The sequence below is a fragment of the Natronococcus pandeyae genome (assembly GCF_008122205.1).
In the GTDB taxonomy this organism is placed as follows: Archaea; Halobacteriota; Halobacteria; order Halobacteriales; family Natrialbaceae; genus Natronococcus; species Natronococcus pandeyae.
In genome coordinates this window covers 59223-83769 of record NZ_PHNJ01000007.1, presented here as the reverse complement: position 1 = coordinate 83769, position 24547 = coordinate 59223, and the positions used below count along the sequence as shown (strand labels likewise).

22 protein-coding genes and 1 pseudogene are annotated in these 24547 nt (G+C 61.3%); 11 read left to right on the top strand and 12 right to left on the bottom strand.

Annotation, left to right across the window (positions count from 1 at the left end):
- Positions 1-4: 4 nt before the first annotated feature.
- A complete protein-coding gene (locus CV102_RS14145) occupies positions 5-214 on the top strand; it encodes a hypothetical protein (protein WP_148858656.1) in 210 nt (69 codons plus the stop codon).
- 11 nt (positions 215-225) lie between these two features.
- On the opposite strand, the gene CV102_RS14140 is transcribed toward CV102_RS14145, so the two are convergent.
- Positions 226-570 carry a hypothetical protein gene (locus CV102_RS14140; RefSeq protein ID WP_148858655.1) on the bottom strand — a complete coding sequence of 115 codons (345 nt, stop codon included), beginning with the start codon at positions 568-570 and terminating at the stop codon, positions 226-228.
- A 214-nt stretch (positions 571-784) separates the two neighbouring features.
- Entirely contained in the window at positions 785-2641 is a 1857-nt protein-coding gene (locus CV102_RS14135) for a hypothetical protein (protein ID WP_148858654.1), read from the bottom strand.
- 300 nt (positions 2642-2941) lie between these two features.
- On the opposite strand from CV102_RS14135, the gene CV102_RS14130 reads away from it, so the two are divergent.
- The 4 genes from CV102_RS14130 to CV102_RS14115 all read left to right on the top strand — a co-directional run bounded on the left by CV102_RS14130 (position 2942) and on the right by CV102_RS14115 (position 6457).
- Positions 2942-3532, top strand: a complete 591-nt coding sequence (locus CV102_RS14130; protein ID WP_148858653.1) for a hypothetical protein — start codon at positions 2942-2944, stop codon at positions 3530-3532.
- 237 nt (positions 3533-3769) lie between these two features.
- Positions 3770-4120 (top strand): DUF6677 family protein, encoded by a 351-nt coding sequence (locus tag CV102_RS14125; RefSeq protein ID WP_148858652.1) that lies wholly within the window; start codon positions 3770-3772, stop codon positions 4118-4120.
- Positions 4121-4257: 137 nt separating this feature from the next.
- Positions 4258-5130 (top strand): DMT family transporter, encoded by an 873-nt coding sequence (locus CV102_RS14120; RefSeq protein WP_148858651.1) that lies wholly within the window; start codon positions 4258-4260, stop codon positions 5128-5130.
- Between the two features lie 361 nt (positions 5131-5491).
- Positions 5492-6457 (top strand): transcription initiation factor IIB, encoded by a 966-nt coding sequence (locus CV102_RS14115; RefSeq protein ID WP_148858650.1) that lies wholly within the window; start codon positions 5492-5494, stop codon positions 6455-6457.
- A 515-nt stretch (positions 6458-6972) separates the two neighbouring features.
- Here the strand turns inward: CV102_RS14115 and CV102_RS14110 are convergent.
- Positions 6973-8307, bottom strand: a complete 1335-nt coding sequence (locus CV102_RS14110; protein WP_148858649.1) for a metallophosphoesterase — start codon at positions 8305-8307, stop codon at positions 6973-6975.
- A gap of 145 nt (positions 8308-8452) precedes the next feature.
- Between CV102_RS14110 and CV102_RS14105 the strand changes: the two genes are divergently transcribed.
- Both CV102_RS14105 and lrp read left to right on the top strand, forming a co-directional pair.
- Entirely contained in the window at positions 8453-9427 is a 975-nt protein-coding gene (locus CV102_RS14105) for a TackOD1 domain-containing metal-binding protein (RefSeq protein ID WP_148858648.1), read from the top strand.
- 238 nt (positions 9428-9665) lie between these two features.
- Positions 9666-10133, top strand: a complete 468-nt coding sequence (lrp, locus tag CV102_RS14100) for an HTH-type transcriptional regulator Lrp (protein WP_148858647.1) — start codon at positions 9666-9668, stop codon at positions 10131-10133.
- A 155-nt stretch (positions 10134-10288) separates the two neighbouring features.
- Here the strand turns inward: lrp and CV102_RS14095 are convergent, their stop codons facing one another.
- Entirely contained in the window at positions 10289-11800 is a 1512-nt protein-coding gene (locus CV102_RS14095) for an MATE family efflux transporter (RefSeq protein ID WP_267903125.1), read from the bottom strand.
- A complete protein-coding gene (locus tag CV102_RS14090) occupies positions 11797-12441 on the bottom strand; it encodes a TetR/AcrR family transcriptional regulator (protein WP_233710694.1) in 645 nt (214 codons plus the stop codon). The genes CV102_RS14095 and CV102_RS14090 overlap by 4 nt, the downstream gene beginning before the upstream one ends.
- A 403-nt stretch (positions 12442-12844) precedes the next feature.
- Here CV102_RS14090 and CV102_RS14085 point away from each other — a divergent pair, with 403 nt between their 5' ends.
- The gene (locus tag CV102_RS14085) at positions 12845-13048 is read left to right on the top strand and encodes a hypothetical protein (protein ID WP_148858646.1); all 204 of its coding nucleotides are present in this window, start codon (positions 12845-12847) and stop codon (positions 13046-13048) included.
- A gap of 370 nt (positions 13049-13418) precedes the next feature.
- Here the strand turns inward: CV102_RS14085 and CV102_RS14075 are convergent, their stop codons facing one another.
- The 3 genes from CV102_RS14075 to CV102_RS14060 all read right to left on the bottom strand — a co-directional run bounded on the left by CV102_RS14075 (position 13419) and on the right by CV102_RS14060 (position 18203).
- Complete coding sequence (locus CV102_RS14075; protein ID WP_148858645.1) at positions 13419-14813, bottom strand: protein adenylyltransferase SelO; 1395 nt, start codon at positions 14811-14813, stop codon at positions 13419-13421.
- Between the two features lie 556 nt (positions 14814-15369).
- Positions 15370-16680: an MFS transporter gene (locus CV102_RS14065; protein WP_148858644.1), complete on the bottom strand. Its 1311-nt coding sequence runs from the start codon at positions 16678-16680 to the stop codon at positions 15370-15372.
- Between the two features lie 542 nt (positions 16681-17222).
- Positions 17223-18203, bottom strand: a complete 981-nt coding sequence (locus tag CV102_RS14060) for a hypothetical protein (protein ID WP_148858643.1) — start codon at positions 18201-18203, stop codon at positions 17223-17225.
- A 25-nt stretch (positions 18204-18228) separates the two neighbouring features.
- Here CV102_RS14060 and CV102_RS27230 point away from each other — a divergent pair.
- A pseudogene (locus tag CV102_RS27230) lies at positions 18229-18300 on the top strand (hypothetical protein); the annotation flags it as partial.
- A gap of 377 nt (positions 18301-18677) precedes the next feature.
- On the top strand, positions 18678-18923 hold the full coding sequence (locus CV102_RS14055) for a DUF7861 family protein (protein ID WP_148858642.1): 246 nt from the start codon (positions 18678-18680) through the stop codon (positions 18921-18923).
- 254 nt (positions 18924-19177) lie between these two features.
- On the opposite strand, the gene CV102_RS14050 is transcribed toward CV102_RS14055, so the two are convergent.
- From CV102_RS14050 to CV102_RS14040, 3 genes are all read right to left on the bottom strand, one after another.
- Entirely contained in the window at positions 19178-19504 is a 327-nt protein-coding gene (locus CV102_RS14050) for a TRAM domain-containing protein (RefSeq protein ID WP_148858641.1), read from the bottom strand.
- 218 nt (positions 19505-19722) lie between these two features.
- Complete coding sequence (locus CV102_RS14045; RefSeq protein ID WP_148858640.1) at positions 19723-21246, bottom strand: alpha-amylase domain-containing protein; 1524 nt, start codon at positions 21244-21246, stop codon at positions 19723-19725.
- Between the two features lie 238 nt (positions 21247-21484).
- Positions 21485-21793 (bottom strand): hypothetical protein, encoded by a 309-nt coding sequence (locus tag CV102_RS14040; protein WP_148858639.1) that lies wholly within the window; start codon positions 21791-21793, stop codon positions 21485-21487.
- A gap of 229 nt (positions 21794-22022) precedes the next feature.
- On the opposite strand from CV102_RS14040, the gene CV102_RS14035 reads away from it, so the two are divergent.
- A complete protein-coding gene (locus tag CV102_RS14035) occupies positions 22023-23180 on the top strand; it encodes an MFS transporter (protein WP_148858638.1) in 1158 nt (385 codons plus the stop codon).
- Between the two features lie 128 nt (positions 23181-23308).
- On the opposite strand, the gene CV102_RS14030 is transcribed toward CV102_RS14035, so the two are convergent.
- The gene (locus tag CV102_RS14030; protein ID WP_148858637.1) at positions 23309-24424 is read right to left on the bottom strand and encodes a DUF1616 domain-containing protein; all 1116 of its coding nucleotides are present in this window, start codon (positions 24422-24424) and stop codon (positions 23309-23311) included.
- Positions 24425-24547: the final 123 nt, after the last annotated feature.

The window sequence follows — 24547 nt, the reverse complement described above, 5'->3', positions numbered from 1 at the left end:
GACGATGACCACGAGCATCAAACTCTACGGGATGAAAGCGGACCGATTCGAACAGATCAAGGCGGACCTGACCGTCCAACTCGGGTACGAACCGAGCAATCCCGAGGTCATCGGCTTGCTGATGGCGTCGTTCGACGAGGACGAGTTACCCGGGGTCGTAGAACGCAGCGATCGATCTGTCGAATCGCGGCTACTGGACGATCCGGAGAACTGATCCGGACCGTTCTAGGACGTCGCTGCGAGAGCGGCTGCGCGGTCCCGGCAAAACCCCTCGAACGAGATCGGCTCCCGGCCGGTAACGTCCCGCACGCTCGAGGTCACGGTGCTCGGAACGCTGCGGACGTACCGGTTGGCGTCGACGGACGCGTCCGCAATCTCCTCGGATGCACCGCTCGCAAGGAGGGTCTGGCGGTAGTCTTCGTCGCTGATTCGGACGTAACGGATCGGCCGTCCGAGCACGCGGGTGAGCGTTTCGGCCATCTCTTCGTGGGTGAGGGCCTTCGGTCCGGTCAGTTCGTACGCCGTTCCATCGTGTCCGGACTCGGTGAGCACGTGTGGTGAGACCGACACCCCGTACCCGGAACGTCTCGTGGCGAAAGGTCGATATTTCGGTTAACTACCGCCGAATAGAGTGCGTCCGACGCGTCGTGAGAGTCGGGTTCACGTAACAGTACGAGTGACTGTCTCGACGGGTTTCGACAGTGCCGAATCGACAGGGGTCGTCACAAAAAATGATCCCCGAACGGGGACGGTCGGTCGTTTCGCGTCCGCTGTAGGGACGGCGTCAGTTCACGGCGACAACTGCGATCGGGACGAGGGTGCCCGCGTAGGGCATCGTCATGGAGTTGCTGTCCGAGCCGACCGAGTCACAGTCTTCCTCGAATCCCGAGGAGGTGCTCGATTCTTCGCTCACACTCTCCGAGCGCTCGCTGTCGCTGTCGCTGTCACTGCTGGTTCTGTTCGTCTCGCGCGTGTCGAGGGTCGTGTCGCTCTCGCTCTCCGAGCGCTCGCTCTCCGCTTCGCTGTCGCTCGCGCTCTCGCTCTCGGTCAGTTCGCTTTCGCTGCTGTCGCTGTCGCTGTCGCTCGAGCGTTCGCTCTCCGAGCTGGAGCTTTCGATCTCGTCGATGCCGGTATCGCTCTCGCTGTCGGTCTCGAGTTCGGATTCGCTGCTCTCGCTGCGGTCGCTCTCGCTCAGGTCGTTGTCGACGGTGTGCGTGCTGCCGTCGCGCTCGGTGGTGAGACTGGAGCTACTGCGCTCGCTGTCGCTCGAGTCGCTCGACTCGCGTTCGTCGCTGCTGTCGGTCGTGTCGAGTTCGCTCTCGGCGTTGTCGTTGTCAGTCTCGCTGACGCTGCGGTCGCTGGCGTCGCTGCTGCTCGAGGCGCTCTCGCGCTCGCTGTCGCTCTCGCTGCTGTCACGCTCGCTCTCGTCAGCGCTGCTCTCGGAGCCCTGATCGCTGGATTCGCTGAGGTCGCGCTCGCTCTCGTCGGATTCGCTGCTGTCGCGCTCGGAAGCGCTCTCGCGGTCGTCCGTTTCGCTGAGATCGCGCTCACTCTCGTCGGAGGCGCTCTCGCGGTCGTCGCTCGAACTCTCGCTCAGGTCGCTGGTGCTCTCCTCGCGGTCGCTCGAGTCGCTCTCGCTGACGTCGCGCTCCTCGTCGCTGTCGATGACGTCGAAGCTGTCGCGGTCGGCGTCGCCGCGTTCGACGAGGTCGCGTTCGTCCAACTCGGAGCTGGACTCGCTCTCGTCGAATTCGCTCTCGTCGCTCTCGCTCAGCTCTGACTCGTATTCGTCGGTTTCGGACTCGCTCTCGGCGCTGTCGCGCTCGCTGCTGTCGCGCTCGCTCTCGGCGCTGTCGAAGGAGCTGGTCGCCGCGTCGCGCTCGCTGTCGCTCGCGTCGCTGCTGTCACTCTCGCTCAGTTCGCGGTCGGTGAGATCGTTGTCGACGTCGCGCTCGCTGCTGTCGCGCTCGCTCTCGGTCGACTCGCTGTCGCTCGAACTGTCGCGTTCGTCGCTGTCGCTCTCGGTGACCTCGCTTTCGTCGAGCGTACTGTCGTTATTGTGACTCTCGCGCTCGCTGTGCGTGCTGTCGCTCGAGTGTTCGCTGTCCGAAGAGTCGCTCGAGTCGCGTTCGCTCTCGCGGTCGTCCTGCACGTTCTCGACGTCCGTGTCGTCGATTTCGTTCTCGCTGACGTCGCGCTCGCTCTCGTCGACACTGCTGACGTCGCGCTCGCTGGAGCTGTCGCGCTGTTCGTCGCGGTCGTTCACTTCGGAGTCGGACCGCTCACTGTCGCTCGCGCTGTCACTCGTCCGTTCGCTGTCCGAGGTGTCGCTCTCGCTCAGTTCGCGATCTTCGCCGCTGTCGCTCGAACTGTCGCGCTCGGACACGTCGCGAGTAGTGTCGCTTTCGCTGTGGTCACTGCTGGACCGTTCCGACTCGCTCTGGCTGTCGCTCTCACTCTCGTCTCGTTCGTCGAGGGAACTACTGTCTTCGTCGTCGTGTTCACTTGAATCACATCGATCGACGTCCTGTGCGCTGAGTGCGGTCGTGCCGGCATCGCTTCCGACGACGCCTCCTGCGCCGACCGCACCGGCTAACACGAGCAGGCCGATGATTGTGATAATTCCAATTTCTCGACTCATCTGTGCAATTGTTGTACCTAGTCGTTCACCCCATCTGGTCGACCACTAGGCTACTCCGACTATCCGCGGTCCGGTTTCAAAAATAGCGGACGAAAACTGGGGAAGAATGGGGACGATCGACGCTGTTTGGCATCCCTGGCGGTCGCCTCGAGTCGAGAGCATAGCGGCCTCCGGTATCCGTCGCGCTCGTTCTCGAGAACGAAACGAAAACTGGCAGCAGACGGCAACTACCGTACGTACGACCGCGGAAACCGACGAACAGTTAGCCACTCACCACGTACGCACAGTGGGGTGAGAAACGTGACCACCAGCGCGTGGACCGTACGAGATACGGAGAGTGGAAAGAAACGGGAGTTCGACTCGCGCGCAGCGGCGGAGCGCGCGATAGACGAACTCGAGGACCTCGGTATGGACGTCGAACTCGTGGCGCCGACCTCGGCCGAAAAAGAGCCGGTAGCGCTCGAGGTCATCGACGCCGATACTGACGCCGACGCCGTCGACCCGGCGGCCTACGACCTTCCGGACCGGTCGATCTCCGACGATCCGCTCGAGTGGGTTCCCGGCGAGTTCATCGACGAAATCGACGGCACGCAGGCGATCAACCGGAAGGGGTTCGAAGTGCTCTCGCACTTCTACGACATCGACGTCGAGACGGACGTCCAGGTTCCGCCTCACGAAACGGGGTTCACCTACTGCCAGGTGAAGGCCGCCGCCACGACGCCCGACGGTCGTCGGTGCGAAGCGCTCGGCAGCGCACACGTCGACCGGGGCGACGACTCGGTCCTGCTGCTCGAGTTGGCCGATACGAGAGCACGCAAGCGGGCGCTCTCCATCGCAACCGGCGTCGGTGCCGTGGCGGTCGAGGAACTCAAAAACGAGTTCGACCGGTGAGCGACTCGCGTCACCGCACAGTTCTCTCGTCGGGTCGGCGCCGTCCCGCGGTGTCGCCGTCTCGCCTGCCGTCGCTCGATAGCGATCCGCCGGCACGGCCTCCGCAGCGTCGTACGTCCGTCTGACTGACGTTTTTGAGGCCGAGTCTGGATACGCATGCTATGGAGGCACCATCGATCCCACTCATACCGTCTCTCGACGACCACCTGCTCACGTCCGTCCGGAGGCGATAGCACCATGTCCACGACCCGATCTGCAGCGAGCCGTTCGATCGCGGTCGTCGCACGCGTAAAGACGTGGCCAGCGTACCTTCTGGCGGTGTGTTTCCCGGGCGCCGGACACTGGTACACCCGTCAGTGGATGCGCGGTCTCAGCTGGGCCGTCCTGTACGCGGCCGCGCTCGTCTTCCTCAGTTCCGGAGCGATCTTCCTCGACGGCACGGTCGCCGACCCGCTCGTGATCACCATCCTTCGGCTCGAGGGGGCGGCGTTCGCCGATGTGGCCGTCCCCCTCGCCGTTCTCGTCTGCAGCGTGCTCGATCTCTACACGCGCGTCGCACTCGTCGACGACGGTCCCGCATCATCGTAATGTGGGTTCGCTGCCCCGGTGGACTCGATTTCGGGGTCGACGCCGATACCCGTGTCCGATCGCTATCGATTTTCGACCGACCACGAGCGGTCTCCCGATCGAACGACTGATGTATCGGTTGTCCCTCCAGCCGAGTAATGGATGCCGGGGTCGGCTTTGCGATCGTTGCAGCGTTCGTGTGGGGCTTCTATATTTATGTGCTGAAACGCTCGTTCTCGGGCTACCCGCCGGCGGCGCTAACCGTGCTCCTCAACGCGTTCGCTATTACCTGGTATCTCCCGGTTATGGTCACGCAGACGGAGTTTTCGAGGGACATGTTCGACGGCATGGGGCTCTCGGAACTGGGTATCGTCGTACTCACCGTAGTCATGACCGCCGTCGCGTTCGTGTTGTTCTTGCAGGCAATCGCCGAGGGAGACGTCTCGTACGTGACGCCGATCAACAAGATCGTCCCGATGTTCGTCCTCCCGCTCGAGATCGTCTTACTTGGCCAGTTTCTCACACCGCTACAGGTCGGCGGTGTCGTCGTCGCGACGCTTGCAGTGTACGTCGCGAACTACGATCCCGGCGGGTTCTTTCGGCCGTTCGTCAAAGCTGCACGGTCGCGACCCGCACAACTCGCGTTGCTGAGTGCGATGTGTTACGCGGTTAGTGACCTCGGAAAGCGCGTCTCGCTACAGGAACTCGCCATCCCGGAAACGCTCTGGGTTCCGATGTTACTGTTCGGCGTTGGGATCGTCCTCTTGCCGAACGCGGTCCGAAATCCGCCGACAGCGGTTCGCAAGGACGTTCCCAAACTGGCCGCCGCCGGTGCGATCGTCGCGCTCGGCGAACACGTCACGACGCTCGCCTTCGCGGTGCTGCCAGCGAGTATCGCCTCTCCGATCATCAACACGCAGGCGATCATCGCCGTCGTTCTCGGCGGGATCCTCCTCGGCGAGCGCTACTTCCGACTTCGGCTCGTCGCTGCCGTGCTCGCCGTCGTCGGGGTCACGCTCATCGCACTGTGACGTCCTCACCAGCTCACAGGCCGGGAGAGCGGAAGCCGCTCGATCGTCACCGTCGAAGCGATCGACGACGGTGACGCGGCGCTCGAGCCCCTTCGAACGGCAGGCTACCCGAGTTACGTACTCCGAACGCGACTGCCGCCATCACGACGGCCACGTGATCGCTCGAGTACCTGGTACTGGACGATTACGACGGGTGGCGGTCCACTCTTCGACGACTTCTGATAGCGACCCGCCGCGATTCCCGACGAACGTGTGCGTGTCGAACGCTCGCTTCGGTGTAGCACTCGCGTGTATTCGACTCGATACTCGGACGATTGCTCCAAGTGTTTAACCGTCTCGGGTGACTCTCTACAATCAACTGATGAAACGGCCGACTCGCGAAAGAGAACGTGAGAGTGTGAGCGACGAGGAAACGACCGAGAAGGAGGGTGCTCGGACCTGTCCCGAGTGTGATTCGAGCACGCTCGTCAGGAGTTCCGACGGGAGCGAAATCAGCTGTGAGGACTGCGGGTTGATCCTCGAGGAGGAGGCGATCGACCACGGGCCGGAGTGGCGAGCGTTCAACCAGTCGGAACGGGACAGCAAATCCCGCGTCGGGGCGCCAACGACCCAGACGATGCACGACAAGGGTCTCACCACGACGATCGACTGGAAGAACAAAGACGCCTACGGGCGCTCGCTCTCCTCGGAGAAACGGAATCAAATGAGTCGGCTGCGCAAGTGGCAGGAACGAATCCGGACGAAGGACGCTGGCGAGCGCAACCTTCAGTTTGCGCTCTCCGAGACCGATCGAATGGCCTCTGCCCTGGGCGTTCCCCGCTCTGTCCGGGAAGTGGCCAGCGTCCTCTACCGACGCGCGCTCAACGAGGACCTCATCCGTGGCCGCTCGATCGAGGGCGTCGCCACGAGCACACTGTACGCGGCCTGTCGTATGGAGGGGATCCCGCGGTCACTGGACGAAGTCGCGGCGGTCTCGCGCGTCGATCGGATGGAGATCGGCCGCACGTATCGGTATATCTCGCAGGAACTCCATCTCGAGATGGAGCCCGTCGATCCGAAAAAGTACGTCCCCCGCTTCTGTTCTGAACTCGATCTCTCCGAAGAAGTACAGGCGAAGGCGAACGAAATTATCGACACGACGGCCGAGCAGGGAATGTTATCGGGCAAATCACCGACCGGATACGCCGCGGCTGCAATCTATGCGAGTGCTCTCCTCTGTAACGAAAAGAAGACGCAGCGGGTCGTCGCCGAGGTCGCTCAGGTAACCGAGGTAACGATCCGAAACCGGTATCAGGAACAGATTAGCGCGATGGGGATTCACGACTAACCCCGGTCGTCGGTCAGGTTCGAGAGCACACTCGTCGCCGTTCATACCAAGCTCGCGGAAGCGGATTTCTGGGACGGAGTACAGGATGGCCGGGTCGTCCCGTCCCTACTCGGGCCGACGGAACAGCGCACAGTTGGGACACCAGATGCTGGTATCGGCCCGGACGATCTTCCGCCCGCCGCAGTCGGAACATCGATCGCTCGAGTAACGCGTCATACTGTGCAGAGACGGGCGCTAGGATATATACTTTCTTACATATCGTATAGATGCAAATATGCAGTATACTATTCGTGTCTAGAATTTACCGTTGGGTCGGTTCGAGACACAACAAACGATCTTCACGGATCGATACGACTCTTGGCTGCGAACTCGGCGGCGCCTCGAGCCGACTACTGGACTCGCTCGAACGGGTCCGCCGGCGACAGCGCTTCGAAGATGCCGAGTACGAAACAGTCGAGACCGTGTGAAACGCGAGGCAGACGGAGCCTGTGCACCTCCCACGAGACGTCGACCGATCACTCGGCCGTCTCTGGAATAGGTTGATCCGCTTCCGTTTCCACGACGTAGCGGTCGGGCAGTTCTGGCACGGGCTCTCGACCGACGGTGAAGAAGCGTTCGGTGCGCGTGAGGTCCTCGGCCGCAGGACTTGGCTTCGTGATCTGCTCGTACTCCACCGCCACGCCCGCGGATTCGGGGGCGATGCGAACGGCAGCTAACTGGTAGGAGGGGTAGAAGACGGGCGGCAGGATGCCGATGATACCGTCCCGACGGTGGAGTCGCTTCAGCCACGTCCCGGTGTTGACCAGTATTCCTCCGTCGACCTCCTGAAGCGTCGGTCGGTGAGTGTGGCCGTAGCAGAATATCGTTTTCTCCGGCTGTTCGGCGAAGATTTCGGCGGCGGCTTCTCTGTACGGTGCTTCGGAATCGACGGTCAGATCGGTCTCGAAGACCCCGAAGCGATCGACGGTCTTCCTGATATCCCGGCGGATGAAGTACAGCGGGATTCCCACGAGCAGCAGTAAGCCGGCGACGGTCGCATTGAGCGCGAGGAAGAACCAGGCCGCCGTGCCGGCTCTGCCGAACTGACTGAGGAACGCTTCCGTTCGATCGACCGGCATCGACCAGACCCCCATGAGATCCAATCCTGCCAGCACGGCGAGGATCGCGCTGATATTGAACAGCAACAGGAACGGGACCAGCGAGTAGCGCAACAGCGGGTTCATCTCCCGGTAGAAGTACTTCGAGAGGAGCCAGACCGGCATCCGTTCGGTCGGGGTGACCGCCTGAACGTCCTTCAGCCAGTTGTACCGCCCGCGGTCGGAAAGCTGACCCGCTCGACTCGTGACGAGGGTGTTGTAGTAGTAGCCGAGCGGCGTCGCGTGAGGGTTCCCCCACTCTTCGATCTGGTTGTTAGGATCTTGCTGGTGACCGTGCTCGAAGTGGATCGCCTGCTCGCCGACCGACCGGGAAATCGACTGGTCCTGGACGAGGTCGACGTTGTACGCAGCGAACCGCTCGACGTACTCGTCGTACGCCGCGAGTTCGTGGTCGTGATTGCCCGGCAACAGCGTGATCGAGATATTCTCGCCGGTCGCACGGAACTGTTCGAACAGTGTCGGATACGTCTCCTCGAGCACGTCGAACTTCTCGATACCCTCGACCGTCGTAAACTCCCAGAGCCCGAACGCATCGCCGTTGATGATCAACTCGGCGTTCTCGTCGGTCGTCTCTAATCGTTCGAGGAACGCGAGTAGCTCTTCGATAAACTCGACCTCCTCGAGTTGTTCGTCGCCGCCGATGTGTAGGTCGCTTATCACGTAGTAGACCTGATCATCGGTGTCGGTGGCCATCGTTCTCAGAGCCTGCCGTTATCCCGAAAAGTGTTGCCTTCTCTCTGTGCGGATTCGTGTTGCGCTTCCCACAGGATCGCGGCGATATCGGCGGACGATCAGGGCAAACGTATAGGTCGATTGGAATCCCAGAAGGGACAGACATATGGTTTCACCAGGGGAACTGCGGTTGATCGATACGCTCACGGAAAAAGACGCGTTCGAGCCCGAAATTGCCGACAACGGTGCTGTCAGCTATCCGGACGTAACGCGGCTCCTCGACGATGCCGACGGCGATCCGGTGGACGTCCTCGATCGCTTCGCTGCCCGCGGGGTGTTGGCGAGCGAGTTCGTCTCGAAGGTGTACGTCTGTCCGGAGTGTACTACCGAAGGCCTGCAGTATACCACCGTTTGTCCGGCGTGTGAGTCCGAACACGCCATCGAGACGACCGTTCTGGAACACGTCTGCGGATACGCCGGTCCCGAAGCGGAGTTCGACGCCGAGGACGGCTTCCGCTGTCCGGACTGCGAGATGGATCTCCAGACCGAGGACGTAGACGAGACGGAGCGCTACGTCTGTAACGAGTGTCCGGAGGTGTTCGCCGTTCCCGAGGATCGACTCTGGTGTCGATCGTGTTTCGCCATGGTCCCGCCGCTGGAAGCGACCGAACGAGCACTGTATCAGTACACTCTCACCCCCAACGGCAAGCAGTGGGTGGATCGGCAAAAAGCCGCCCTGCGGACGGTCACGGAGGCGTTACAGGAACGCCGATTCGAGACGGAGATCGACGCGACCGTTACCGACGAGACGGAGTCCCGATCGGTTCACGTCCTCGCCGAGGACGGGCTGATGGGCGACCAGCGGATCGTGAGCATCCACGAGACGCCCGACGCCGAAAGCGTCGAGGAGTTCTGTGCGTTCGCGCACTCGATCGACGCTCACCCGGTCGTCGTTACGACCTCGGGAACCGTCGAGGGGGAGGTCGCAGCACGTGCGGAGGGCTCCGAACTGACGGTGCTTGCCTTCAAAGGGAGCGAGACGCTCGACACAGCGTACGACACCGTCGAGAGTGCTGGTTCCCAGCAGGGACTCTTTCAGCGTCTCAGCGCCGCTCTAGACGTTCCTGTCGGAAAGAGATAGTAGTGGATTTGATCGGCGTACCGTCCCGACGCGGAGACCAAACACGTCGACGATGATCCTGTTCGGTGGCGACGGCCCGAGTGAAGAAGTCTCTCCCCGGATCGTTCTCGGTTTGATTACGGCGTATAGTGTATGTACGTAGTGAGTGGGCTCTCACTCGCCTACGAATCAGAACGATGAATAAATACTCGGTGGATGTTCGTAAACTTCTAGTAGAGGGAGTACGTCGAACCTGCTAATGACCTACGAACACCTGGACACGGATCTCGTAGACGAACTGCTCGATAACGGACGCGCAAGTCTTCGCAGCCTCGCCGAAGAACTCGACGTTTCCGTCACTACCGTCTCGAACCACCTCTCCGATCTCGAGGAAGAAAACGTCATCCAGGGTTACACACCAATAGTCGATTACGACGCCGTTGGATACGACGTAACCGCCGTGATACAGCTCAAAACCGAGGGTACCGCACTTCCCGAAATCACCGAGACCCTGAAAAACCACCGGCAAATGACCTCCGTCTACGAGGTGACGGGCGACTACGACGTGATCGCGATCGGGAAGTTCAAGGATACCGAGGATATGAACGACCAGATCAAGTCACTGATCACCGACCCGGATATCAACCAGTCGAACACCAGTATCGTTCTCAACGCCGTGGCCGAAAACGAACAGTTCGAACTCAAAACCGACGACGACGACACCTGATCCCGATAGTCGAGATTCGTTCTCGCTGGCCAACGCATCCCTGCCGTCCAACTACGCACGACCATCACCTTCTCACGGTGCTCACGAACCCAGGTCTCGACTCTCGTCCCGCCTCGAGGACCTGTCCTATCGTATAATGTGTTCCTGATTGTAAGTTAGTCGTCCTCGACCCCGTCACTCACCGGCGTCGGGTGATCGCCGGCATCGATTTCCGGATCCGGACCGGGTCCCTCCTCGATCACGTTGTCAGTCCACGTGCCCCGAAGGAGGTACGCTCCGGCGAGGACGACGATGAGGACGTTCGTCAGGGCGTCGCCGATGAAGACGCCGGTGGCGCCCATCCCCAGGGGTTCGGCGAGACCGTAGGCGAGCAACGGGCGGAGAACGATGAAGCCGATGATCGCGAATCCCATCGCGATCCGGGTGCTTCCGCTGCCGCGGAACGCACCCTGAACGATGTAGAAGGCCCCGAGGAAGACGAACGAAAGGGAGATGATACGCAGGTACTCGGCACCGATCGCCGTCACCTCGGTCGCACCCGATCCAGTGATGAAGACGCCGACGATCGGATCGGCGAGGGCGTAGACGAAGACGCTGAAGAGGAGGAAACAGCCGGCGACGAGTCCAGCCGCGGCGTACACGCCGCGCTTGGCGCGATCGACCTGCCGGGCGCCGAGGTTCTGCCCGACGAGGGTCTCGACGCCGCGAGCGAGGCCGAGTGCCGGCAGCACGACCATCGACGTGACGCGGGTTCCGATACCGTAGCCGGCGACCGCCGTCGGACCTGCCAGCGCGACCAGCGCAGTGAGAATCGTCACGCTGAACGCCTTGGTACTGATCTCGATGCTCGCGGGCGCACCGATCGTGACGAGCTGTTTGACGGTCTCCATCCGGAGCCGGAAGTCGCTCCGGGTGAGCTGAATGCCGACCGATCCCGAGAGCAACAGCCAGATCCCGATTCCGGCGGCGAGTCCGCGCGAGAGGATCGTCGCGAACGCCGCACCTTGTACCGCCCAGCCGTCGAACCCCGTGAGCGCGAAGAGTCGCGCCTCGAGCGCCTCGAGACCGAACCACGCGAAGATTACGTTGTCCTGAAACCCGAGAATGAAGAACGGGTCGATGGCGACGTTGAGCACGACGCTGAAGGTCATCAGGTACAGTGGCGTTCGGGTGTCGCCCCAGCCCTGGAGCAGCGACTGGAAGACGAAGAACGCGAAGATGAACGGCATGCCGACGAACTCCGTTCGAGTGTACGCGAGGGCGTAGTCGTACTCCAGGGTCCCCGGTTCGGCGCCGATGAACCGGAGCATCGAGGGCGTGAGGAAAAATCCGACGATGCCGATGAGCATCGAGAGCAGGAAGACGAACGTGACCGTCTGGCCGGCGACGCGGCTGATCCCGTCGAGGTTGCCGGCGCCCTTGTTCTGGGCGACGAGTACCGTCCCCGCGACGTTGAAGCCGATCCCGAAGCTGATCACCAGGAAGATGATCGCCCACGAGAACGACAGCGCGGAGACGCCAGCCTGACCGAGACGCCCGACCCAGAACGTGTCGGCGAGGTTGTAGCCGACCATCAGCAGGTTGGTGAGGACGATCGGCACCGAAAGGACGATCAGCGGCCACACCAGTCCGCCGTTGATGACGTCGACCGATCGATCTCGGCTCACTCGATCGCCTCCGATTCGTCGTCCGGTGCGACCAGACGGGACTCGACGTAGGCTCGCAGCTCGTTTCGGACAGCCGCGGTTCGCTCGGTGTCGGTCGTCGCTTCCTCCTGCATCGCACCGTGTATCGCCGAGAGCATCATCGCGGCCGCCCGTTCCGGATCGACGTCCCGGAAGACGCCCTCTTCGATTCCGCGGCGAACGACCGCGGCGAGTCGTCGACGGAAGAACCGGTCGTTCCGGGAGAAGTGCTCGCGGTAGGCCTCGTCGGTCGCAGCCTGTGCCCGCAGTTCGACCATCGCGGCCCTGAACTCCGCCCGCTCGGAATCGAGGTCTGTCGGGAGCGCGTGGTCGAGGATCGCCTCGAGGTGGTCACGGGCGTCGTCGTGCTCGCGATCCGGAATCGTCGCCTCGAAGCGCTCGAGCATAAACGAGAGAAACTCGAGCAAGAGCGCGTCCTTTCCGTCGTAGTGGTGATAGAGGAGCGACTTACTCTTCGGGAACTCGTCGCCGATTCGCTGGATCGTCAGCCCGGCGTAGCCGTGTTCGCAGAGCGCACGGTAGGTGGCCTGCATGATGGCCTCCTGGGTGCCGTCCGGCTCGTCCTCGAAGAGGCTCGTCGATCCCATTGATTGAACGTTCATTCACCTTCGACACGGAAGACGGTTATGATCGCTCTAACCGGCAAAAATCCCCTCTACGGAGGGGACACGGCTTACTCGAGAGTATCGACGACTCACTCGAGACTGTCGGTGCTACCTTTCAACAGCGAGAGAGTCCCGGCCTTTAGGCCGGGCGTGAATCGCGTCCATGCCTGGAAGAAATCGACGTGTTACTGCTCCTCCTGAGTCTCCAACATATCGAGCCCGGCTTCGAGGGTACCGTCCACGTGGACGGGAATGTTGCCTCCAGCGAGTCATAGACTGGCTGAGACTCCCACGGAGGAAACCCCGGTGTTCACGCCGAGGAGGATGTCATGTAGATATTCTCAACACAGTCTGGTATTCCTGAGATCAGTATTATAACGATGCATGACATAGTTTAGTTATGTGTGAACAGTATTCCTCTCTCGAGACCGAACCGGAGTTTCACACGGCGCTTCAGACGGTCGTCACAGATGCGATGAAAAACAGTGTTTCCGTCACAGGTAGCTGGGACTGCCGATTCCCAAACGGTGATCTCCCCGACCTGGAAATTACGATTATGGAAGTGGAAAAACCGTTCCCCGAATCAGTCAACGGAAATGAATAGCTGTTCTCCGAAATCATCCCTCCTTTAGTGAACCAACCGATACGTAGCTGTGCTTATTGAACGTTGAACGGTCTATCAGGTCTGATAGATGTTCAAAATATCGTGCTGAATAGAGAGCGCGTGTCATGCATTTGCGAATGCTGCTCTCTCAATCGGCAATGCCCAGCAGTTCGCCGACAGCAACCACCGCTCGCCCGATGATAGCGTCCCAGCCTGAGCAATAGAGAATACTCCAACCCAAGCGGAAACTCATACTCCTCGCGGAGCTGCGGATCGGCCAGCCTTACTGACAGTTTGCGATGGTATCGAGGAGATGGAACCGCTTGCGACAGCTAAAATCGATGACTGTATTCATTTTGATCATATTCGTTCAAGTATTACAGTACGTTGTATACTCTGCATCGAATTCTCGTGGCGGTGGTTGCTGGAATTGTGAACCCATATCCTTCGATGTATAGGGGTTTTCCAATACGGTCAATAACCCCTTGAATTTGGATAGATCCCCAGTCTCGAGATACTCATCCAATGCCTCTTCAACCTGGTAGTTGCGGGGGATATACCGCGGATTGGATTCCTGCATCAACTCCTCATCTAGGCCGACAGCAGCCAATTTATCCCTAAGCTGTTCGAATTCTGCAGTTGCAAACACTGGGTCATCAAACGTACCAGGCGTCTCTAATTCGAGGAACGTATTGGTATAGTCTGCGTTCGATTTGCGAAGCCACCCCAGGAATTCATCGACGAGTTCTTCTTCGCCATCTGAGTTGATCCCCAGTTTCTTCCGCATCATCGTGTAGTATTGCGCATCAAATCGATCCTCAAATTCGTCTAGTTTGACTTTGAGTTCATCATACATGAGCGCTGATTGTGTACACAGCGGTTGGAGTGCCTCTGCGAACCGTTCAAGATTCCACCGCAAGATTGGTCGCTGGTTTCCGAATGCATATCGCCCGTGCTTATCGATTGAGCTGAAGACCGTCTCCTCATCATAGTAATTCATGAAGGCACAGGGTCCGTAATCAAATGTTTCTCCATCGATACTCATGTTGTCCGTATTCATGACGCCATGGATGAATCCGACACGCAGCCAGTCAACAACCATCTCAATCGACGACTGCATGACTGCATCGAAGAACTCTATGTATGTACGCTGCTTTGCATTTAGCTGTGGGTAGTGCCTGTCAATAACATAGTCAGTGAATCGCTGTAGTTCGTCGGATGCTTGGCCTGCAACATACTGGAAGGTCCCGTATCGAATGTGGCTGTTCATCACTCGGACAAGGATGGCTCCAGGTTCTGTCCGCCGTCGTTCGACTGCTTCGTCAGTTTCGACGACTGCCAGACTCCTCGATGTATTGATATTTAGAGCCTGCATCGCATATGAATACAGATACTCTCTGAGCATCGAGCTGACAGTTGCGTTGCCATCGCCCCTTCTGGAGTACGGCGTTCGACCAGACCCTTTCAGTTGAATATCGTATCTATTACCATCGTGTACATGTTCGCCGAGTATCATCGCTCTCCCGTCGCCCAGGACGGTAAAACTGCCATACTGGTGGCCTGCATATGCTTGGGCGATTGGTTCTTCCAGGAGGTCCTGGCCTGCTAGAATTTTAGCATTGAGCTCCGCTGTATCCAATCCAAGATCAGCACATAGCCCGTCATTAAGAACCAAAATTTCGGGATTAGCGATACTTTTGCGCGTTACTCTCGAATAGAGATTCGAGTCTAAATTTTTGTAAGTGGTATCAAATGAAAAGGCCATTTATTTTCATATAATATTATGTTGCTCCCTTTAATAATCTTGCCCTTGAAAATGTTAAGGATCGATCGATTGGAGAGGTTCAAATTGGCGTGTGCTGCATACACGCTCTATATTCAGCACTGTCGAACAATCTCAATTTTGAATATTTCCACATTCGCGCTCGACGATCAATAGACGGGAACGAAGCTGCGGAGACTGCCGATCTCCGGGGGCGCGTCTACCCACACTGTTTGCGAGCAACCGCTGCGAGCTATCACGCCTATCAGGGAGTTGCGCCAGTTCCGCTTCAGGCCTTGATGGGGTGGAGCGATCTCGCCACTGCCCAGAAATACATTCGAATTTCCGGAACAGCGATCGCAGATGCACTCCGGCAAGCGCATCAGCGATAACTAACAGTCTACTCACGATTCTTGTATTGATACATTGACACTCCACGGTGTGCAGATAAGTGTATTGCTGGCTGCGTCGCCAGGAGTCAAATCCGAGACCCTTCCTAAAATCTGACCCAGTACCCCGTGGGCAGGGTGACGTTCGAGGCAGACAGCAAGACTGCCAGCTATCCGGTGACACCGCTCTCACTGATACCCGTGTCACGGCGCTGCTCCCGGACGTACAGCCAGAGCGAACTGAGAAACGCCACCGCGACGGCGACGGTCGTGATGGCGAAGGCGACGCGGTACCCGAACTCGGTGTAGACGACGGTTCCTGCGACGACGTCGCCGGTTCGATACCGGTCGAGTGCGATGCCCATCAGCGGCGGGAGGACGGTCGCGCCGAAAAAGCCTGCCCCGTTGACAGTCGCGGTGGCGACACCGCTCGCCTCGGGCGGATACTTTTCTTTGACGATCGACAGCGAGAGCATCACGAATCCGAGGGAGAAGCCGATGAAGAAGTACGTCGCGGCGATAACGATCAGCGGCGGGTTGCCGAAGACGGGAACCGTGGCGAGCGTGAGGACGAACGCACCGAGACCGACGGCCATCGGGAGGAATCGCCGCCCGATTCTGTCCGATATCCAGCCGACCATCGGCGCGCCGATCAGCATCCCGACCGACCCGAGGAGCGTGTAGTACGACGCCGTCGTGACGTCGAGTTCGTAGACGATGACGAGGTACGGCACGCCCCAGAGGCCGATTATCGTCAGGATGGTCCCCATCGAGGAGAAGAAGATGATCGACAGCAGCCACTGGTCGGCGTCGCCGAGCAGTTTTCGCAAGTAGTCGATCGTCTCAGCGAGCGTCACTGACGGTTGTTCGGGGACGTTCTCGATCGGCTCGAGGCCGGCGTCAGCGGGCGAACTCCGCGTAAGCGCGAGGACTGCACCTCCTGCGACGAAGCCGAGGAGGGCGAGCCCAAACACCGTCTGGCGCCACCCGAACCAATCGATAGCGACCGCCAGTGGCGTCGTCGCGAAGATGGCCCCGAGACCGGCGATGCCGCCGGTCAGGCCCGTCATCGTCGCAAACTCGTCGATCCGATACCAGTTCGCGCAGAACCGCAGGATCGAGATGAAGATGACGCCGCTTCCGAGGCCGATAAGCGCTCGCGAGAGAAAGGCCACGAGGTAGCCGTCACTCGCCGTGAATCCGATCGCACCGAGACTGAGGGTGAACGCGCCGGCCGCGCCGACGTATCGCGGCCCGTACCGATCTGCTAACGCGCCGGTCGGAATCTGGACGATCGCGTAGATGACGAAAAACGAGGCGTGAAGCGTCCCCAACTGGGCAGCCGTGATGCCGAAGTCGACCGTCAACTGCTCTGACAGCACGGCCGTCGATAGCCGGTGGACGTTGACGAGCAAGAAGACGAGAGCCAGCGCCCCCCACGCGAGCCAGCGTCGTTTCGTGGGGTCTGTTAGCAGATTCACACCAACGGCTTCTCGGGGTTCGTGAGTAAATGTTCTGATAGCGGAGTCTCCGTTGGAGTTGAATTCATCACCTGGAGCCCGATCGCGATAGTCGCCACCTGGAGTCAGTGCAGACCCGACCGTACGACGACGCGTTCGGTGTGCAAACCGTTTTGATCGGCACTCCGCGCCTCGTCTGCAGAACGTGAACCGAGCAATCTGTATCGAAGTTGGGACGCTGTGACGGCGATGGAGGCGGCGATCACGACCGTTGGGTGCTTGGGTTATCGGGGTGGGGTCGCCGCCTCGAGTGAGGAACCGTCGAACGCTGGCGTGGTACAACGGGGCCAGATTTCGATTCCTCGTCGCCCGATTGCAGGCGTTGGTACCGCGCCTACGTGCATTGTGTTGTCATACCACATGAAAAACCTATGCTCTGGCTCAGTATTTGCCTCGTCACCTGCCTCTGCGCAGTCAGTTCGAGAGCCGTCCGCGGCGGGCGGCCGTACTGCGAGAAAGTCGGCGACGAGACGACGGGAGAAACTACGCGTGATCTGGAGAGTTTAGTCGTCCCCGCTATGGACGCCGTCGGGCGGTGTTTGACGTGCCTGCCCCGGTGTCCCGTCTCCCTTCGTGTCTCGCTCGCACGCGTCGAACAGTGGGAACGCCTCGTTGAACGCGGTGGTCTCGAGGACCGTCGGCTCCCCGCCGACGTTGTTCGTTTCGTCCGTGAGTGTGTCGTCGTTCAACCTGAGGTCGGTGTTTAGCCGCCGGGCGAGCAGATTCAGTTTGTCGACGTGGGCCGGTTCGGCGTCGGCACTGCCCAGAAGGATCACTGCCCCGCCGTCGTTGCGACACTGTCTGAGCGCGATAATTTCCTCCATCTCGAGTTCGCGAGCGGGTGCGCTCACGAGGACGGCGCGTGGCGTCTCGTCTTCGGCCGGCAGCGTTCCAGCCAGATCGTTCACCTGTCGCAGCCGGATACCGACCCCCTCGAGATACCGCAGGAAGAACTGGCAGCGCTCAAGCGAGAGCGAACCGGCGGCGTTGAACTGGCCCTGCCCGCCGGCAACGAGGACGTCGCCCGTCGCATCCGAGAGGTGCGCGATCAAGTTCGCGAGGAACGGGAAGTTGCCGTACTCGCTCGCGTCCGCGAAGCCCTCGCTCTCCTCGTACCGTTCGTGAACGGTGAGGCCGCCGACGATGCCGACCCGGCGCTGTTCGTCGACCCCCACGAGCGGGACGTCGTCGTAGGCGACGCCGCCGTCACCGAGTTCCTGTTCGACGCTGTCGGCCGCGTACACGGGGACGCGGTCCTCGTCGAGACGACCGTCGTCTCGCTTACGGGCGCTGTGAACGCTCCGGGCGTCCGGAACGAACAGTCGGTCGACGGGGTCGTTACGGATTTCCGCCAGGGTGTCGAACTCCGCCGCCGACCAGATGCCACGCCCCTTGGCGAGCGCGTCCTCCTCGAGAGCCGCCCACTCGTCGTGAGTCGAAAAGCCCGAGGAGTAGACGCGGGCGGTCGAGGACGGTGAGTACACGCTTACCGCGGAGGCGGACGGCTACCCGACGCTGGAGGAAACCGTCGAGATCGACGGCGACGTGATATACACACTGACACTCTACACGAATGACTAACCGATTGCAGTCCCCGAATGCACCTCGTCGTGTGGGACGTTCGCCCGTTTGAGCGCTCGAGCGGCGACGGCTCCCGACCGGAGTTCGCCTCCCGTTCTGGGAACGGTTGCGGGACTGGTCGAGATATCGACGTTGGCCGCCGGATTCGACTCCCGTCCCAGTAACGTTGTCTCGCTCGAGTCTCTACCGTACCACGTCGAGGAGCGATGAACGTTCTACACGAGGGGGCAACAGCCTGCACCGCTGTTCGCCTGATCTCCTCGCCGCTTCGTACGCGCGGCTCTTTTGCTGAAAGACGAGACGCGGGACCGGACAGTGAACGCACGGCTCCTCTCGGAGCCACGACCCTCAACTGCCTGCCCGGCTTTTAGTTGCATATGGCCCACGACCGCATCCACGCACGAAAACCGACACACGACCTCGACCGGTGGTCTGTCGGGACGATCGAACACATCCACGATCGGGATGGACACTGCGTCTTCAAGGTCCAGACCGACGACGGAGAGCCAGTCGAACTCGTCGTTACGGTCGCGATCCGGGAGTTAGTACTGAGCAGGCTGGACCTCGACGAGGGCGAGTCGCCAGTCGGTGCTCGAGTCTGGTATCGAAAACACGGAGGGTAACGGGCTCGATCGGCGGCACGCGGCGACCCGGTCAGCGTCCGGAGAAGCGACACGACGGCGCGAGTCGGTCGATGCTCCTGGAACCGAGCGTCCGAGTTGCGGGCGCTGCGGAGCCGATCGATTGACTGCAGGAAGTGGGGTGTCGCTAGCGAACTCGAGGGCGTCGTCGACGACCGACGTCCGTCACTGACCCAGATCGACGTCCGTCACGGCTTCAGACGGCTACAGCGAGCAATCGATACGACCCTCTCCAGCTACAGTTCCGTTTCGACGAGTTCTGCTTGCCCGGAGGTATCGCTCACGGAGGTGACCCGAACGGTGGCCTCGATCGCCGACGTGTCTTCCTCGAGAAAGAGGACGAACCCGTTCTCCATCTTGCAGACGAGCGTTCCGTCGGATTTTCTGTCGACGATGTCGACGGTAACCTCGTCGCCCGGTTCGGGTTTCCCGCTTAGAGACTCCCCGCATCGCCAACACTCGGTCTCGTACTCTGCAGACCCCTCTGGAGCGTTGTTCGCCCCGCATCGAGGTGTGTCACATTTGATGAACGAGTCGTGTTTTCCCGGCTGATAGCGTCCCACACCGCTAGTATTTCTACCAGCTACTAAAAAACGTGCCGCCACGTTCGGCGGCGCCGTTACTGATACGGTCGGTTGTAACTGGGCACCGGTGCAACCGCACGGCGGTTCGCAGTCGCCTCGGAACCGACTTTCAACCGACCGTATGAGTGGAGCCACGGGGCCCGACGACAGTCACGTGCAGGTCTCAGGGCTATCGAATCGTCCCCCGGAACTGAGGGCTATCGCTTCCCGGGGCGACACGTTCGTTCGTCAGCGTTCGAGGACTCCGCGTGTTCTGGCGGATTCTTCGCCCCTTTCGAGGGACACGGGGCGTACATGACCCAGCTCTCGGCGGGAACCTCGAGGGTGGCCATCCCGTCTCGATCGACCTCGACGTCGTCGCCGTGACCGGCGTGATCGACGAGCGTTCGATTCCGCCACGAGGTCTCGACGGTGTGTTCGGCCGCCGACTCGCCCTTGTTGATCGCGGCCAGCAGGTTCCGCTCGCGTTCGAAGACGTAGACGTCCTCGGTGACCTCGCGGTCGATCACGTCTCCGTGGGCGAGGTGGTTCGAGATCCAGACGAGGTCCTGTAAGCCGTCGTCCTCGAGTTCCGGACGCGCCTCGGCGCCGCCCCGGTAGAGCATCGGCATGCCCGCGTACGCGAGGACGAACGCTTCGGCGAGTTCGACCGCCCGCCCCTCCTCCTCGTTCGGTTCGACGGCAGGCCCGACGGTGTCGTGATTCTGGACGAACGTGACGGCGACGTCGGGGTCCTCGTGGACGACTCCTCGAGCGGTCTCCTGGGAGAGCTCCGCGAAGCTACCGCCCTCGAAGGTCTCGACGATCGCCCGGTACAGCGGGAAGTCGAAGACGGTCATTCCGGTGTCGGCGAACTCGAGGAGTCGGTCGACGTCCGCTTCCTCCCAGATTTCGCCGACGCGCCAGAGGTCGAGGTCGTCAGCCCACTGGTTGACGTACTCCTCGAAGTAGTACGGCCAGACGTGGGCAGCGGCGTCGATGCGGAGTCCGTCGGCACCGAGATCGGCGATCTTCTCGAGGTAGGCCTCGTGGGCCTCCCGCACCTCCGGGTGCTCGACGTCGAGCGACGGCAACCCGAGGAGATCACACTCGTACTGGGCCTGCTCCCCCTCGAGTTCGCAGTCGTCCCACAGCGTCCCGTAGTCGTGGAAGTGTTCGCCGAGGTCGAACTGCGGGTAGTCGACTCGCCCGTCGGGCCCGTTCGGGTTCGCCATGTGGTTCAGGACTACGTCGACGATGACGTCGACGTCGTGGTCGTGTGCGGTCTCGATCAACGACGCGAGTTCGTCCTCGGTGCCGTGCGCGGAGTCGAAGTCGCGCAGGTCGATCGGCTGGTAGCCCAGCGGCGGGTGCGGGTCGCGTTCGCGGCCGTAGGCGGATTCCTCGCCCTCGTAGAATCCGTCCTGATCCTGGTAGGTCTGGGTCTCCCAACTCAACTTCGATACCGCGGGCTGGGGGATCCAGATCGCGTCGACGCCCAGTTCGGCGACCCGCTCGAGGTCGGCTTCGATCTCGGTCCACCGCCGGTGAAAGTACTGGTAGCCAACCGTCCCGTCGTCGATCGTCGATCGATTCGGTAACGCGGCCGCACCGTTCGAACCCAGGCCGACGCCGGAGAGCGTCACCGCACCCAACGCCGCGCTCGCTCGAAGCACGTCGCGTCGGCTCGTGCTCGCGTTCGCTCCGTCACCGGATCCTGTCTGACTGTGATTCTGACGCATTCCGTTCGCTGATATAACGGGTGACGTAATAATACATAATTATTTTAACAACGTTCCGAACGATAGTTATCAATTCCACTTGACAACGGTTCGAAAAACCGAGTTGCGGATCGCGCGACATCGAGAGCGGGTTCGATCGTTCGAGCGCTCGAGCGCCCGAGAGCGCCAACGAGGTGCTACTGGTCGACGACGGTCGTCTGCGACCAAGGAACGCCGACGGTATCCGGAGCGACGACGGCTACCCACGGCGCTCTCGGATCCGGTCACTGGTCGTCACCTGAATCTCGAGTTTGTCGGTCCCCCGTATCCAGTCGATGTAGCCCTGCAGGCGGTCCGCCGACTGCAGCGCGTCGATCGTATCGTACGTCTCCCGAAGTTCCTCGTTCGCGAACACCGCATGAATCTGCCTGTGACACGGCCGACAGAGCATCACCGTCGGACTCTCCGCTCGCCGTTCCGGCCGGAGGTGGTGTTCCTGAACGACCTGCGGGTCGTCGATTTTCTCGTCGGGAACGATTCGCTGACACAGCGCACACGTCGTCGGCATCAACAAGTGTAGGCGATCGCTGCGCAAAACGACTCGCATTCGTTGCCCCACATTGCTATCGCGGTATCCGGTCCGACGGGAGCCGCATTTCATCGGAAACCCGGTGTGTCGCACTCACGGAGCACCTCGGAGCCAGCATCCGTTCCGGGCCGGCCTCGTGTGGTCGGTGAACAATGTGGAATCGCACCGATTTCGGAACGCTTGAGACCGCCTGTTGGAAATACCGACTGTGACTCGCGCCCGACTCTTCGCCTCCCTTTGTGGGTTCGTCTTTCTCATCAACCTCGCCAGGATTGTCTTTGCGCCCCTTCTGGACGTTTTCATCGCCGAGTTCGGCATCGGCGAAGCGACCGCCGGACTCATCGTGACGCTCGCGTGGGTCGGGAGTGCGGCCCCTCGACTGCCCACCGGCTGGCTCCTCACGAAGGTCCCGAGACACCACGTCGTGGTCTCGTCGGGAGTGATTCTCGCCATCTCCTCCGGAATCGCCGCGACCGCGACGACGGTTCGACACCTCATGGTCGGCGCCTTTCTTATGGGCATCGCCTCCGGCGTCTACTTCGTCTCGGCGAATCCGCTTCTGAGCGAACTGTATCCGGAGCGCGTCGGACGAATCCTGGGGATTCACGGGGCCGCCAGCCAGGTTGCCGCGGTGATCGCCGCCCCGTTCGTCGTCCTCGCGCTCTTCATCGACTGGCGACTCTCGCTGTGGGCGATCGCCGTCGGTGCGGCAGTGACGACGGCCTACACGTGGTTCGTCGCGCGGAAGACCGAGATGCCGGTGGCCGGACAGGACGATCGAAACTTCGTGGCCGGCGCGCTGTCGGAGTGGCGGCTTATCGTCACGGCGCTGGCGATCGTCGGCGCGGCGTCGTTCGTCTGGCAGGGCCTGTTCAACTTCTACGAACTGTACATGCAGTCGAAGGGGCTCTCCGGCTGGGAGGCGGGGGCGATGCTCACGATCGTCTTCACCGCCGGCGTTCCCGCGTTTTACTTCGGCGGCGATATGGCGGATCGATTCCCGCAAGTCCCGTACCTGCTCGGGATCGTCGGTGCGTTCTCCGCGAGCGTCCTGCTGTTGACGATGGTCGAAAGCCTGCTTGCGCTGATCGTGGTCACCACGGTCGTCGGCTTCATCATCCACGCCCTGTTCCCGGCCATCGACACCTACCTCCTCGGGACGCTCCCGGATTCGGCACGGGGCAGCGCCTACGCCGTGTTCAGTTCCACGTGGATGCTCATGCAAGCGGTCGGCTCCTCTGTCGTCGGCCTGTTCATCGAGCGCGGCTACACCTACGATTCGGTGTTCGGCAGCGCTGCGCTGCTCCTCGGAGCCACGGTCCTCGTTCTCGTCGTCCTCGAGCGAACGGGACGATTGCCGAGCTAACACGACACCCAGGGCTCGTAGACTGAGTGACGGTCTCGAGATTTTGCTGACCGATATACAGCGCTCGTGCGGGTCTCGACCGAGTAGACGGTGTCGCCGCTTCGCCACGCCCCGCTACGGATTGAATCTCAGCCGCCGCCCTCGTCGACGTCGACCCAGAGGTGAACGTGATACTCGGTGTCGTCGATCGACGGCTCCTCTGGAACCTCTCCGTCGGGATACAGCAGCCACACGATGCGGATGTCCTCGCCGACCATCGTCGGCTCGAGGTCGTGCGTGTGGTGCCACGATTCGTTGTGTGCGAGCGTCGTCTCGAACCGGTCGAGTTCCTGCTGGTCGGTGACGACCGTCTCGTTGACCGTCGTTTCGTTCTCGGTAGTCTCGTTCTCGCCGCCGGGTGGCCCGGTCGCGCTCTCGTTGACCACGGTCTCGGTCTCCTGTTCGAGGACGACGACGGTGTAGTCGGTCGTCTCGTGTTCGTGGTTGTCGACGCCGAGTACGATCTCCGCGCTCTCACCCTGCGTGAACTCGGTCGGATAGCCGTCGGCGACGAGTTCGCCGTCGTCGTCCTCGGTGAGGATGTAGATCGCGGAGAACTGCTCGCCCTGGGGTGGAGAGACGACGGCGAAGCCGACGACCCCCACCGCGAGCACGATCGAGCAGACCAGCAACACGTTCAGGGCACCGTCGAGCCGGGTCTCCGGTTCGAACAACTCCGCGCGACCGGCACCGTACCACTCGCGGTACGGGACGTGGAACCGCTCGTCTGCGGGGAGCTCCCACCGGCGGTGAGCCGCGACGGCCGTCGCGACGACGGTAAACGCGGTCAGCGAGACCATGATGGGCGTCAGCCGGATCCCCCACGGCGTGAAGTTCAGGAGGAGTCCGATCAGCGGAACGATGGCGATGCTCAGACCGAAGGCGAGTGCGACGCGTTCGATGCCGTCGATACCCGACCGGAACGGCGTGTCGGCGAACACGCCGTTCGCGTCCGACTCGTCGGTCGACTGCTCGGCCGTCGGGGACTCCCCGGCCTCGGGAAAGAGCGCGGCGATGAAGACGTACCCCGGGACGAACAGCGCGAACGCGAGTCCGAGCGGCACCCGGAGCGGCGTCTCCCGGAGCAGGGGTGCGAAGACGGCGACGTTGACGAGAGTGGTCACCGCTAGCATCGCCGTGAGGTCGGCGGGGAGCCTGCGTAACGGGCGAGGGAGCAACAACCGGAGCGACCGTCGATCGTCCATTCACTACTGCATCGGCAAGGCGGTAATAAAAGTCGGTCGATCGCGACCGCGTCGTTGTACCGACTGAAACGATGCACACCCGACCGCACGACGACTGTGCAGTCGGGGAGGCAGTGGCTCAGT